Source organism: Actinobacillus genomosp. 2 (assembly GCF_029773605.1).
Lineage (GTDB): Bacteria > Pseudomonadota > Gammaproteobacteria > Enterobacterales > Pasteurellaceae > Actinobacillus.
Genome location: NZ_CP103807.1, coordinates 105,162 through 119,567, shown reverse-complemented (window position 1 = coordinate 119,567; position 14,406 = coordinate 105,162). Strand labels below are relative to the sequence as shown.

Annotated in this window: 9 protein-coding genes; 5 read left to right on the top strand and 4 right to left on the bottom strand. The window is 38.2% G+C overall.

Annotation, left to right across the window (positions count from 1 at the left end; translation table 11 throughout):
- Window positions 1-37: 37 nt before the first annotated feature.
- From malT to malK, 4 genes are all read right to left on the bottom strand, one after another.
- Window positions 38-2,755 (bottom strand): HTH-type transcriptional regulator MalT, encoded by a 2,718-nt coding sequence (malT, locus tag NYR60_RS00560; RefSeq protein WP_279467115.1) that lies wholly within the window; start codon window positions 2,753-2,755, stop codon window positions 38-40.
- Between the two features lie 124 nt (window positions 2,756-2,879).
- Window positions 2,880-3,767, bottom strand: a complete 888-nt coding sequence (malM, locus tag NYR60_RS00555; protein WP_279467113.1) for a maltose operon protein MalM — start codon at window positions 3,765-3,767, stop codon at window positions 2,880-2,882.
- 70 nt (window positions 3,768-3,837) lie between these two features.
- A complete protein-coding gene (locus NYR60_RS00550; RefSeq protein WP_279467110.1) occupies window positions 3,838-5,109 on the bottom strand; it encodes a maltoporin in 1,272 nt (423 codons plus the stop codon).
- 68 nt (window positions 5,110-5,177) lie between these two features.
- Entirely contained in the window at window positions 5,178-6,317 is a 1,140-nt protein-coding gene (gene malK, locus NYR60_RS00545) for a maltose/maltodextrin ABC transporter ATP-binding protein MalK (RefSeq protein ID WP_279467109.1), read from the bottom strand.
- Between the two features lie 340 nt (window positions 6,318-6,657).
- Between malK and malE the strand changes: the two genes are divergently transcribed.
- The 5 genes from malE to NYR60_RS00520 all read left to right on the top strand — a co-directional run bounded on the left by malE (window position 6,658) and on the right by NYR60_RS00520 (window position 14,366).
- Window positions 6,658-7,842 carry a maltose/maltodextrin ABC transporter substrate-binding protein MalE gene (gene malE, locus NYR60_RS00540; RefSeq protein ID WP_279467108.1) on the top strand — a complete coding sequence of 395 codons (1,185 nt, stop codon included), beginning with the start codon at window positions 6,658-6,660 and terminating at the stop codon, window positions 7,840-7,842.
- A gap of 112 nt (window positions 7,843-7,954) precedes the next feature.
- The gene (malF, locus tag NYR60_RS00535; protein ID WP_279467107.1) at window positions 7,955-9,505 is read left to right on the top strand and encodes a maltose ABC transporter permease MalF; all 1,551 of its coding nucleotides are present in this window, start codon (window positions 7,955-7,957) and stop codon (window positions 9,503-9,505) included.
- A 49-nt stretch (window positions 9,506-9,554) separates the two neighbouring features.
- Entirely contained in the window at window positions 9,555-10,445 is an 891-nt protein-coding gene (malG, locus tag NYR60_RS00530) for a maltose ABC transporter permease MalG (RefSeq protein ID WP_279467105.1), read from the top strand.
- 91 nt (window positions 10,446-10,536) lie between these two features.
- A complete protein-coding gene (gene malQ, locus NYR60_RS00525; protein ID WP_279467103.1) occupies window positions 10,537-12,552 on the top strand; it encodes a 4-alpha-glucanotransferase in 2,016 nt (671 codons plus the stop codon).
- Window positions 12,553-12,779: 227 nt separating this feature from the next.
- Complete coding sequence (locus NYR60_RS00520; RefSeq protein ID WP_279467102.1) at window positions 12,780-14,366, top strand: carbon starvation CstA family protein; 1,587 nt, start codon at window positions 12,780-12,782, stop codon at window positions 14,364-14,366.
- Window positions 14,367-14,406: the final 40 nt, after the last annotated feature.

Sequence of the window (14,406 nt, the reverse complement as noted above, 5' to 3'; positions counted from 1 at the left end):
AGCATTATCTGTCTGACTCAAAACATAAAGTTTGTGATTAACTATACCCCATCATTCGCAATAAACTACGTGTATATTCAATCGCTTCACTACGATTTGCCACACCAATTTTTTGATACAAATTCCGAATATGTGTTTTAATCGTCGTGATTGCCACCACCAATTCTTGTGAAATCTGCTCATTACTGTAGCCTGAGTAAATTAAACCGAGAACTTGCCATTCTCTCGCAGTAAGCGGACTAATTTTGAGTAGTTCCGGTACTTGTGGATTCTTCAGTAAGTTAGCGACAAATTCTTCATCAAAATAGGCAAATTTATGGCGATTATGCTGGTTAATACTTCGCAAAATAAATTGTGCTTTATGAGTCGAAAGTTCATCCAACACATTGATTTGCAGTAACTGGCGAATTTGCTGTGCCATTAAATCCCCCTCAATCACAAAAGCACTGATAAAATTAGTTTGCTGAGTTAAATTTAATGCTCTAATCAAATCTTGTTGTGCTAAATCCATTCTACCTTGGCGATAAAATACTCGATTACGCAAAATCAATGCCCTCTGCGTATCACTGATTAAATTAAAGGTCGCCGAAGTCTGTAGCAAGCGATTAAGTATATGCAAAGCTTGTTCAAAATTATCCTGCAACAAATAACAACGTGCGATATTTCGCCATTGTCGTTGTAAAAAGTGGTTATTATCTTGTTCCGGAAAACTAACTTGCGTCAACCAACTTTCCAAATGTGATTTATCATCACTGATTTGCCAATACAGTATTTGTACTTCATCAAAAGTCGAACGCCAATCCCAATGTACTGCGTGAGAGATAATTAAATCACGACACTGCTCTATTAAACGCCCTGCGTTGGTTAAATCGCCTTTGGTCAATGACACTTTTGCCAACAACGCTAAACAATGTGCCTGTTCACCCTCTTTTTCTAAAACTTCGATACCCGCATTTGCCATTGCTTCCGCTTGGTCTAAATGGTGCCATTCCCATAAAATTTGCCCTTTTAAACGCAATAAGAACTCGTGCATCGGAATCTGGTGCAAATGTTGTGCTTGTAACGTAGTATCTTTTAGCAAATCATAAGCTGACTGCCAAAAACCTTGTGCCGATAAAATCTCCGCTTGTTGCAGCTTCGACCATAACCACTGATGATAGGCTCGTTGCTCTAATGCCATTTTTTCCACTTTTTGCATTTGAGCCAATCCCTCTTTCAAATAGCCTCGACAATGTTGTGCCTCTCCGATAATCGAATTCGCAACAATTTGTGCATAACCGAAATCGGTTGATAAATGCACTAATGCCTGTTTAGCTAAATTATAGGCTTGCTCATCATTGCCCTCATTAATCGCCACCTGTGCTTTTAACGCATCGAAACGGGCTTGTAAATCGACAACAAGCGGTTGATTCGGCTGAAATTTTTGCAAAATACCGGACACTTCCTGATGACGATGTTGGCTCTGTGCGAGCCACGCTTTTAGCAACACGAGGTTTGAGTCTTGCCAAAGTTGCTCCGCCGGCAATAACGCCAAACAATCTTCTAATAACTTGAGCTGCCCATGATGAAATAACGACCAGCCGTATTCTTGTAAAATGGTATACAGTGTATGAGAGTCTTCCAACATCTGTGCGTGATAAAGTGCTTCGGAACCATAGCCCAATTTTAGCCACATCATTGCCGCAGTTTTATGTAATTCTTGCCATTCGCTCGGCAATTCCAAACGACAGCTCTGAGCTAGATAAGAGGCTAAAATCGGATGGAATTTCCACCAAATCTCACCGTCATCATATAGGATCCGTTGAATAAACAGCCCCATTTTCTCTAGTTCGTCCAGCTTTTTAATGCCGTTCTCATCTTGTGTCAAAGCTAATATCAGTTTTTCATTCATTGAACGTAAAATCGCACAACGCTGCATAAATAATTTCATTTCCGGATCAACATAATGAAACACTTCTTCGTTCAAATAATCAGCGATATGTTGTTGATTCAGTTTTACAAATAATTTTTCCGGCGAGCGTAGTAATTCCGGGTTTTGCTTCACTGCAAAACTGACTAACTGCAAGGCGGTTGCCCAACCCTCAACCCGATCACAAAGTGAAAAGACTTCATCATCTGTGAGTGGTTCGTTAAATTTCAGTGCGAAAAATTGACGCGTTTCGGTTGGGGTAAAAGCGAGCTGATGCACATCAATTTCTAATAATTGTTCGTGAATACGTAAATTGGTAATACTTAATGGAGGTGTTAAGCGTGACAATACAATCAAGCTCATTGTTGACGGTTGGTGCTTTAGCCAAAAACGAAGTGCATCGTGGATTTCCGTATTTTCGATATGATGATAATCATCGATCACTAAATAGAAATGGCTATGTACTTGAGAAAGTTGAATCAATAATTGTGAGAAATAATCTATTAAATTATTTTGGTAAGTCACACCGACAAAAGATAAATCGGCCGCATGCGAAAGTGCTGCGGTAAAATAAGCGGAAAACTGTTCGGTTTTATTATCGCTTTCATCAAGTGAGTACCAACCGATACGTTGATTTTTAACTAATTGTTTTTCTTTCCATTGGCAAACCAACGTGGTTTTACCGTAACCTGCCGGTGCAATGACCAACGTCATAGGATAAAACTCCGCTTGATTTAATTCATTTAATAATAACGTTCGTTCTACAGTTTCGCTTACTTTTATCATTTGATTTGCTTTACTTGAAATCAATTTAGTCGGGATTAATCTTGAAAACGTTGGCTGCATCTTACCTCCACTACATAATTATAAGTAGATTCTAACAATTTTCCGGCTTTGAGGATAGCGAGTATAAAAAAGCCACTGAGAGCAAGGACACCCTCAATGGCAAAAATAAAAATGAAAAAAACATCTATTTTTTGGAAGAAACCTGTTTTAAGAAAATTTGTCTGGGCATTGAAAGACCTAACTGTTCCGCTTCATTCACTAGATTCATTGCCTTATTAATATCATTGTTTTTTAATGCTTGCGTAACTGCCTCATTAAAATATTGTTCTGTCGTTTTTTCTACCGTTTTCGGTTTTGCAGTTTTTTGTGTATTTTTAACCGCTTGTACTTCACTACCGACCGTTTGAGCCGCAGTCGGTTTTGATTCAAATAATGCACCGCCGTTAACTACATTGCCTAAACCAACAAACTGCGTATTTTGCACGCCATCTACATTAATCTGAATTAGTCCCGAATTGCTATGTTTTACCGTTAAGTCCGCAATCGCAGGCGGTTGGTTACCTTTGGCTTTTTCATATAATTTTGCCGGATGAGTAAATTTAGTCTGTCCGACAAGATCTTTTTCTGTGGTATAGATCAGTAAGTAAATGAAATCTTGTCCAGTTGTCGGCGTTAAACTTAATTCTGCTTGAATTTGTCCGCCTTCAAAGCCTCGTTCTTCCACGACTTTAAATTGTGATGCCGGATAAGTGAGTGATTCATTAAAATTTGCATCCAATACTAAAATATTAGGAATAAAAATATGATCATTGTTAACCACTAAACTGCTTACTTTGATCTTTAAAGTCCCTTGATTTGCCGGAATTTTATAACCGATTACAGCACTGTTAGTACCGGATAAGGTTTGACTAAACGAACGGATCTGCTTTTCCGACAATTCGCTAATCATTTTTTGGGAGAAAGTGACATCTTGCCAACCAAAACGACTAAGTTCCGTTTTTGAGGGTGTACCAGCAATAGCAACTGATGCAAATAATACACTTGATAAAAATACTGCGATTTTGGTTTTCATAAATGCCTCTCTAAAAATTACCTGTTACATCATATAAAGGGGCGTAATATATACGCCCCAAATGGCTAAATTACCACCATGCTTCAAATTGAACACCACCGATAAATTCGCCGTCTTTTGCTTTATAGCCAGCGTTTGTACGATTTGCCGTGTTAAATTTGTCGTTCCAATGTGCATAAGTACCGAATACACGGATTGCAGGGCGAGCCCAAATACTGTTACCCGCTTGCCATTGTTGTGCAATGGTATATTTCATTAGATCATTTTTCTTACCGGTTGCTTGATCTTTAATACGGTCATAACCCACTTCTAATAAGGTACTCATTGTATCGTTCCATTTATACATTGGACGAACACCTGCAGAGTACCAAGTTTTACCTCGTTTATTATCTAAGTCTGTTTTTTCGTAGATTAACGCATACATTACTTCTACTTTATCGCTTGCTTGCACAACACCTTGATTGATTAAACGAAGCATATCGCCTTTATTATTTGCAGAACCGCCTTGTGAGTGACCTGTACTCCACGATGTCATTGCATCTTTAGCATATTGTGCGGTAAATTTATTGAAACCACCGAAGAAGTTGCCTTGAGTATGTTCAATAGTTGCCATATAACCATGTTTGGTCGCATCTTTTTCATAGATTGCACCGTCTTTAGTATGTGCATTACCAAAGTCAAAACCAATTTCTAATGAACCGTCTTTATTCGTTTCAAGACCGGCTAAACGGATATCGAATACATCGTTGTAAACATCTTTATTTTTATCTTGGCTACTTTGCCATTTTTTAGTCATTGGATCATATTTCCAACTATACGCACCATCTTTTTCAGTATTACGAGTTACCGCTAAAGAGAGCTTACCGAAACCAAGGTCAATATTTTCAACCCCAGCGCCCGGACCTGAAATATCCCAGTAGTAGAAGTCATTCATATGTACATCGTGACGTTGGTAGAAACGTTTACCTGCCCACAATGTAGCACCCGGTAAACTGTCTGCAAAGTTTTTGAATTGTACATTTACTTCACGAAGTGCCGGATCTGTTGCTTCCCAGTCAACTTGTTGATTAACAGAATAAGCAACATTAGTATCTAAATAAATAGATTTTTCGCCATTTTTATAAAGCTCTTGACCTAATTTCAATTCAGTATAGGTTTCTGCTTCATTACCTAAACGGTATTTTGAACCGCCACCATTCACAGTAAATGCAGATTGTTCACCGCCACCAGAAGTCCAGCCGATACCGGAACGTGCGTAACCGTGGAAATCAACCGCTAAGGCACTAGTTGAGAGTAAAGCACTTGAAACTAAAGTTGCTAACATCGTTTTATTGAGGTTCATAGGAAGCTCCTTCTCTTTTCAGATAGTTTTTTTCATTATTAACGTTTAAGGGAAGCCCTTAATCACATTTATACGCCCTGTTCGACAAATAAACGTTTACATGCCGTACCATCTTCACGGAAAAGATGGCAACGATTCGGGTTAATACCAATTGACATTGAGTCGCCTTCTTTCACTAATACAATGTCGTTTTGACGATAAACAAGGCTTTGTTTGATCGGTGGCATTTCAATATGTACTTGGGTTTCATTACCTAATTGTTCCACCACTTTTACCGTGCCGGAAATACTGACTTCACTTTGTTCACTCGGTAATAAATGTTCGGGACGGATACCGAGCGAAAGATTATCGCCGACCTGTACGCCAGCACTTTCCACCGGAACCCAGAAATTTAAATGGGTTGAATCCGGTAATTCAATTTTTACACCGCCCTCACGTACATCTATCACACGTACCGGCAAGAAATTCATTTTAGGCGAACCGATAAACCCTGCCACAAAGCGGTTTGCCGGATAGTGATAAAGTTCTAACGGTTTTCCTACCTGAGCAACGTTGGTTGCCAGATTACTACCTGCAGAAAGTGCTTGTAACACCACAATCTTATCCGCAAGCGTCATCGCTTCGATTTGGTCGTGCGTGACATAAATCATCGTTCTGCCCAGTTTTTTATGTAATTTCGAGATCTCAACACGCATTTGCACACGTAATGCAGCATCTAAGTTTGAAAGCGGTTCGTCTAATAAAAATACTTCCGGCTGTGAAACTAAAGTTCGTCCAATCGCAACACGCTGACGTTGTCCACCGGATAATTCTTTCGGCTTGCGATTTAGTAAATGAGCGAGTTGTAGAATTTCTGCAACTTGGTTAACACGTTGGTCGATTTCTTCTTTTTTAGCACCGGCAAGTTTTAAGCCGAACGACATATTTTCCGCTACGGAAAGATGCGGATATAATGCGTAAGATTGGAATACCATACCGATATTTCGATTTGCCGGCGGCACGTCATTCATTCGCTTCTCGCCAATAAACAAATCGCCGGAAGTAATTTCTTCCAATCCTGCAATCATACGTAACACGGTTGATTTACCGCAGCCTGACGGACCAACAAAAACAACAAATTCGCCGTCTTTAATTTCTAAATTAACATCTTTAGAAATATGCACATTGCCATACGATTTGCATACGTTTACTAATCGAACATCGGTCATGTTTTTGTCCTCTCGCTTTAAATTTGCTATGTAGTTTACGCATTTCTCTTTTTTCCACATCATACTTTCAGTAATTTTTTTCTTTCTGCAACTCAATGTTTTTATTCTATTTTTCTACCTTTTTTGTGAGTTTGATCACAAAAAACACCCTAGATTTTGTGATCCGCTTCACAAAAGTTTTAAACTTTAAAAAATATGTGAACTACATCAATAAATTCAGTCGTAGGGAGGAGGAGGGGGGATGATGAAATAGAGGATAAATTTTCTCATTATGTGCCACGAAAATGGCTAACCTTTAAATTAGTCCGTTGATTATGTAAAACCAACTGAGGGAAATCCTATGAAAAAATTAACTAAAGCCGCATTAGCTGTATTAGCAGGATTATGTATTGCTCAAGGCGTTAACGCAAAAGTTGTCGAAGGACAATTAAATATTTGGATTAACGCCGATAAAGGTTATAACGGTTTAGCTGAAGTGGGTAAAAAATTTGAAGCTGAAACGGGCGTAAAAGTGATTGTAGAACACCCAAGTAAACTTGAAGAATTATTCCCACAAGTTGCATCAACCGGTGATGGTCCTGATATTATCATTTATGCTCATGACCGCTTTGGTGGTTATGCACAAACCGGCTTACTCGCTGAAATTCAACCAAGTGCAGAATTTAAAGCAAAACTCTCGGATATCGGTTGGGAAGCAACGAAATATAACGGCAAACAAATTGCTTATCCTATTGCCGTGGAAGCTATCTCTCTTATCTACAACAAAGATTTAGTACCTACTCCGCCAAAAACATGGGAAGACGTTGAAAAATTAGATAAAGAATTAAAAGCAAAAGGTAAAAGTGCAATTATGTGGAATTTACAAGAACCGTATTTCACATGGCCGGTTATTTCATCCCAAGGCGCTTATGCCTTCAAAGTTACATCAAATGGTTATGATGTAAAAGATATTGGGGTCAATAATGAAGGTGCACAAAAAGGCTTACAATATGTGGTTGATCTTGTAAAAAATAAAGTTATTAGTGCAGATATGGACTATGCTGTTGCAGAAGCCGCATTTAATAAAGGTAATACGGCATTAACAATTAACGGTCCTTGGTCTTGGTCAAATATTGAGAAAAGCAAAATCAATTACGGTGTAGCCGTGCTTCCGACTTTAAATGGCAAAGCATCTAAACCATTCGTGGGTGTATTAAGTGCAGGTATTAATGCTTCCAGTCCAAATAAAGACTTAGCGAAAGAATTCCTTGAAAACCATTTATTAACTGATGCCGGTTTAGATACAGTAAATAAAGATGTTCCTTTAGGTGCTGTAGCACTTAAATCTTTCCAAGAAAAATTAGCAAAAGATCCACGTATTGCTGCAACAATGGCAAATGCGGAAAATGGTGAAATTATGCCTAATATTCCTCAAATGAGTCGTTTTTGGTATTCAGAAAAAGCAGCTATCGGAAATGCAACTACTGGTCGTCAATCAGTAAAAGCCGCACTTGATGAAGCTCAAGCAAAAATTGAGAAAGAATAAATATTCTCATCTCACAGGTGGGTCTTAGGACCCACCGTTATCTTTATCGTTTTTCACAAAGACGATGAGCTTAATCTCATCCTATTTTTGCTCCATTCTTAGGGGAAATTCTATGCAATCATTCAACACCGTTACCCCTTCTCAATCTTGGGCAAAACGCCTATTTATTGGGTTACTTTACCTACTTTCTTTTTATCTTGTTTTCACTATCTATCTCCAAGGCGAAATTTTATTTGCATTGCTTGTGTTAGTGGTTGTTACTGCCGGTATCTATATTTTCTCTAACCAATCAACTTATCACTGGCGATATGTTTATCCCGGTGTAGCGGCAATGGGAATATTCGTTCTATTTCCGCTCATTTGCACCGTTGTTATTGCTTTCACAAATTATAGCGGTTCAAATCAATTGAATTTTGAACAAGTTCTCCGACAATTACAAAGTCAAACCTATGCAGCCGGTGAACGTTTAGATTTCAAACTGCTTGAATCTGATAATAACCAATACCGAATCGCATTAACAAGTAAAGAATCGCAAAAAAATTATCTTTCCGAACCGCTTGCATTAAATGATTTAGAAACCGAGATCAAATTAAATGAGGTGGAACAATTTCCATCAGATAATATTGCTCCATTAAAAGCGATTACACAAAATCGCCAAAAATTGCAATCCGTGAATCTTGTTCTTCCTACTGAGCAAAGACTCACAATGAGTTCTCTACGCCAATTTGCAGAGCAAAAATCTCGTTATACTTATGATGAAAACAATGAAATTTTAACAAATAATGAAACGAAGGAACGCTATAAAGCAAATGATGAGATCGGTTTCTTCCAAAAAATAGATGAACAAAATAATTTTATAGAGAGTAGATTAGAACCGGGTTATACCGTCACGACAGGTTGGCATAATTTTGTCAAAATATTAACTGATGACGGTGTACAAGAGCCATTCATTAAAATCTTTATTTGGACAGTTGTATTTGCACTATTAACGGTTATTTTTACTACTTTACTCGGAATGATCTTTGCAGCTCTCGTACAATGGGACGCATTAAAAGGTAAGTCTGTCTATCGATTATTATTAATATTACCTTATGCTGTACCGGGCTTTATTTCAATCTTGGTATTTAAAGGATTATTCAATCAAAGTTTTGGTGAAATCAACTTAATACTCAATCAATTATTTGGTATCCGCCCTGAATGGTTTAACGATCCTTTCTTAGCTAAAGCAATGTTACTTATTGTGAATACTTGGTTAGGTTATCCGTATATGATGATTGTATGTATGGGTTTACTTAAAGCCATTCCACACGATTTATATGAGGCTTCAGCTATTGACGGTTCAACCGTATGGCAGAATTTTACAAAAATCACTATGCCATTATTAGTAAAACCACTTATGCCGTTAATGATTGCAAGTTTTGCTTTTAACTTTAATAACTTTGTATTAATTCAGTTATTAACTAACGGCGGTCCAAATATGGTCGGCACAACAACACCGGCAGGTCATACCGATTTACTAGTCAGTTACACTTATCGTATTGCCTTTGAAGGTAGCGGTACACAAGACTTTGGTTTAGCTGCTGCAATCGCAGTTATCATCTTCTTGTTGGTGAGTGGATTAGCATTATTCCAAATCAGAATGACAAAATTATCACAAGATTAACCGAAGACACCCCCTCCGTATGTTGGGGGGGAAAACGAGGATATAAATTATGGCTATTGTTCAACCGAAATCAATGAAATTGCGTTTATTTTCAACGCATCTTTTTCTCATTATTTTTTGTGCGTTAATTTTATTTCCAATGCTGATGATTATTGGTATTTCATTGCGTCCAGGTAACTTGGCAATTGGTGAATTGATTCCAAGTGAAATCTCGCTTGAACATTGGAAACTTGCTCTCGGTCTTAGCGTTACTCATACAGACGGTACTATTACTCCACCACCATTCCCCGTCTTACTTTGGTTATGGAATTCAGTTAAGGTCGCGAGTATTACGGCGGTAATTACATTAGCACTTTCTACAACCGCAGCATATGCTTTTGCACGCTTACGTTTTGCCGGTAAAAGTTTACTTCTGAAATCAATGTTAATTTTCCAAATGTTTCCGGCTGTTCTTTCATTAGTAGCGTTATATGCTTTATTTGATCGTTTAAGCGATTATGTACCGTTCCTTGGATTAAATACACACGGTGGTGTCATATTTGCTTACTTAGGTGGTATCGCTATGCACGTTTGGACCATTAAAGGTTATTTTGAAACCATTGATAAATCTCTCGAAGAAGCGGCAGCACTTGATGGTGCAAGTCCATGGCAAACATTCCGCTTAATTTTGCTTCCACTTTCCGTACCGATTCTAGCGGTCGTATTTATTCTCTCATTTATCTCAAGCATTATTGAAGTACCTGTTGCTTCACTCTTACTACGAGATGTTGATAACTACACACTTGCTGTAGGTATGCAACAGTATTTACACCCACAAAACTACCTTTGGGGTGACTTTGCCGCTGCCGCTATCTTATCTGCTATTCCAATCACGCTTGTCTTCTTATTAGCACAACGTTGGCTAGTCGGTGGATTAACTGCCGGTGGCGTAAAAGGATAAAAGCCAGAGGGTTTACCCTCTGCTTTACAAAAATAAGTAAAAAATAATCGCTTATGAGCTACCCCTCTAAAGTTATAAAAGGAAGATCACAATGAAATCGCTCCACCCATACCTTAATCCTTATTTTTTTGATGAATACGGTCGCCGTTGTTATGCAACAAAAGAGGTTTATCGCAAAATTGCGAAGCGCTTAGGTTCGCCTAAAAGTCACCAAATTTTACCACCTGTAAAAGTGGCAACTGCCGGACAAGTGGTCTATATTCGACTAAATATTGCAAACAGTAATAAATATTTACAAGCTCGCTGGCAACTTCAATTAGAAAACGGCGAACAAATTTGTGGTAAAGTTAAACGCAATACGATTAATCTTCCTGCCGATCTGCCGTTGGGCTATCATCAGTTACAACTTGAAGGAAAACTCTCGTTAAGCTGTCGTATTATTATTACGCCTCAAACTGCTTATCAACCAAAAGAATTAGAACTGAAACAAAAATTATGGGGTGCGATTTTACAACTCTATACTTTACGTTCCGAGCATAACTGGGGGGTAGGCGATTTTAGCGATTTAAAAACATTTTTAACGAATATTGCTGCAAAAGGTGGTGATTTTATTGGTTTAAATCCAATTCACGCACTTTTCCCATCTAATCCTGAAGGAGCAAGCCCTTATAGCCCCTCTTCTCGTTTATGGCAGAATATTATCTATATTGACGTAAATGCGGTCGAATCATTCCAACAATCTGCAGAAGCACAAGCGTGGTTCCATTCTGATGAAACCAAATGGTTATTAGGTGAAGCCAGAGGAAAAGATTATGTCGATTACGCACAAGTTATACGTTTAAAATTACATGGCTTACGCTTGGCGTTTAAATATTTCCTCACTCAAGATCAAACCGATTTTGAACAATTTATCCTGCAAAACGGCGAATCACTCAAAATTCAAGGTACGTTCGATGCACTTCATCAATGGTTATCTGATCAATATAGTGAACAATGGGGTTGGAATTACTGGGCAAGCGAATATCAAGATTACCACTCCGATGCGGTATGTGCTTTCCAAGCGGAACATAAGGAATTAGTTCATTTTTATATGTGGTTACAATTTGTTGCACAACAACAACTTAAAGAATGTAACCAGCTGGCTAAATCATTGAATATGCCAATCGGTTTCTACCGTGATTTAGCAGTGGGTGTAGCCGATAATGGTGCGGAAACTTGGGCAGATAAAGAATTATTCGTGCTAGATGCCTCTGTTGGAGCGCCTCCGGATATTATGGGACCTAACGGACAAAATTGGGGACTTTCGCCAATGCATCCGGAAGTATTACAAGCGAGAGGATATCAACCATTTATTGATTTATTACGTGCCAATATGCAAGATTGTGGTGCATTACGGATCGATCATATTCTTGGTTTTGCACGTATGTGGTGGGTAGCTAAAGGCGATTCAGCCAAAAATGGGGCTTATGTACGTTATCCATTAGATGATTTATTAGCGATTCTTGCTTTAGAAAGCCAACGTAACCAATGCTTAATTATTGCTGAAGCTCTCGGAACCGTACCGAAAGGTATGCTACAAAAATTAGAAGATAAAGGTATTCTCGCTTACAACATTTTCTATTTTGAATGGGATCAACACGGTAGTAAACCATTAGCGAATTACCCATATCAAGCAATGACAACATTAAGTACACATGATTTACCAACGATACAAGGTTATTGGAAAGGATATGATTTTGAGTTAGGAGAAAAATTCGGTGTCTATCCAAGTGAAAAAATATTAAATATATTAAAACAGTCTCGTCATTTTAATAAAGAAAATATTCGCAAAGCGGTAGAAGCCGTTCAATATTTAGAACCGGATAGTGCAGGTGTGACAATTGATTTTCCACATCAATTACAAAGCTATGTCGCTGATACGAATAGTGCATTATTTGGTACGCAACCGGAGGATTGGCTAAATATGTTAGAACCGGTCAATATTCCCGGAACAAGTGGAGAATATCCAAACTGGCGTAGAAAATTAAGTCATTCTCTTACAGAAATCTTCTCTAATGAGAAAATTCAGACATTACTTGATACGTTTGAACATAAACGTAGCAAATAACTTTTCATCAGTCATAACGGCCACAAAAATTCGTGGCTGTTTTTATAAATGATGATTTGTGCAATAAAAGTAGGAAGTTTGTTCAAAAAATTTGAAGCTATTCACATTTCTTACATAAATACTCATTTACAGTAACGAACTTAATTTACTTTATTCACGTATCTTACTAAAATATAACGCCTTTCGGCTTTTATGATTCCAAACTTAAATTTATAAGGTTACCTTCTATGTTGTGGTTTTTCTTTTGTGTAGCAGTCCTCGTACTTGGCTACTTCGTCTACGGTAAGATCATCGAAAAGATTTTCGTGATTAACCCGAAAAAAGCGACACCGGCTTATTCTATGAATGACGGTGTTGACTATATGCCGATGTCAAAAACAAAAATTTGGCTGATCCAGTTATTAAATATTGCCGGTACAGGTCCGATTTTTGGTCCTATTCTCGGTGCGTTATACGGGCCGGTAGCAATGCTTTGGATCGTAATTGGTTGTATCTTTGCTGGTGCCGTACACGATTACTTCTGTGGTATGTTAAGTATTCGTAACGGTGGTGCAACAATGCCAGCTTTAGCAGGTAAATTTTTAGGTCGCCCGGTTAAAGTATTTATCAACGTGATGGCACTTATTCTTCTTTTACTTGTTGGCGTGGTATTCGTAGCAAGTCCGGCACAATTAATGGCAACCATTACAATGGACGTTTTCGGTGCAAGTGGCGGTACATTACAATTAAATGATGCTGAAGCAATTCACCAAGCAGTTGAAGCTGGTGGACTTACCGTTTGGGGTATGGATAAAGCGACTGTGATTTCCGTATGGACACTCATCATTTTCGTATACTATATTTTAGCAACATTACTTCCTATTGATAAAATCATTGGTCGAATCTATCCATTCTTCGGCGCATTATTACTATTTATGTCAGTAGGTATGGTATACGGTTTAATCACTGCTCACTTTAGTGCAACTGATCCAATCGAATTCTTCCGTACGATTAATGCGGATGGTCAAGGTTTAACTTGGGACAAATTTACTCAAAACTTCCAAGTCAAAGGTGATGTTCCGATTTGGCCTTTATTATTCTTAACCATTTCTTGTGGTGCATTATCTGGCTTCCATGCAACACAAACTCCGTTAATGGCACGTTGTGCAGAAAATGAAAGCGAAGGTCGTTTCATTTTCTACGGTGCAATGATTACCGAAGGTGTTATCGCATTAGTATGGTGTATGGTGGGTCTTGCATTCTATGAAAACCCACAAGCGTTACAAGATGCAATTTCAGCAGGTTCACCATCTAAAGTGGTTTATGACAGTTCATTACACTTCTTAGGCTTTGTCGGTGGTATCTTTGCAGTGTTAGGTGTGGTGGTATTACCGATTACCTCAGGCGATACGGCATTCCGTGCAGCTCGTTTACAACTTGCGGAAATCTTTAAAATTGACCAACGTTCATTAGCTAAACGTTTATTAATTGCAGTACCGTTATTCGCTTTAGGCTTCGTAGTATCTAAAGTTGACTTTAGTATCTTATGGCGTTACTTCACTTGGGCAAACCAAATGACAGCAATGGTAATGCTTTGGACTGCGGCGGCATACTTATATCGTTATAAAAAATTCCACTGGGTATGCTCAATTCCTGCGTGGTTTATTACTGCAGTATGTGCAACCTATTTATTCTACAACAAAATTGGTTTCGGCTTAGATTACCAACTGTCAGTATACTTAGGTTTAGCAACGACGGTTGTTTGTATCGTATTATTCTTCACTATGCTTAAACCGTTAGGTGACCGTGACGAAGATGCTTATGCAACCAACTAATCTTGATTAAAATGTTAAAAGCGAGGAAAATTTCCTCGCT

Coding starts and splice junctions, on each gene's coding strand:
- malQ (WP_279467103.1), top strand. CDS start 10,537: ATGAAATCGCTCCACCCATACCTTAATCCTTATTTTTTTGATGAATAC.
- NYR60_RS00520 (WP_279467102.1), top strand. CDS start 12,780: ATGTTGTGGTTTTTCTTTTGTGTAGCAGTCCTCGTACTTGGCTACTTC.
- malM (WP_279467113.1), bottom strand. CDS start 3,767: ATGAAAACCAAAATCGCAGTATTTTTATCAAGTGTATTATTTGCATCA.
- malG (WP_279467105.1), top strand. CDS start 9,555: ATGGCTATTGTTCAACCGAAATCAATGAAATTGCGTTTATTTTCAACG.
- malE (WP_279467108.1), top strand. CDS start 6,658: ATGAAAAAATTAACTAAAGCCGCATTAGCTGTATTAGCAGGATTATGT.
- NYR60_RS00550 (WP_279467110.1), bottom strand. CDS start 5,109: ATGAACCTCAATAAAACGATGTTAGCAACTTTAGTTTCAAGTGCTTTA.
- malK (WP_279467109.1), bottom strand. CDS start 6,317: ATGACCGATGTTCGATTAGTAAACGTATGCAAATCGTATGGCAATGTG.
- malT (WP_279467115.1), bottom strand. CDS start 2,755: ATGCAGCCAACGTTTTCAAGATTAATCCCGACTAAATTGATTTCAAGT.
- malF (WP_279467107.1), top strand. CDS start 7,955: ATGCAATCATTCAACACCGTTACCCCTTCTCAATCTTGGGCAAAACGC.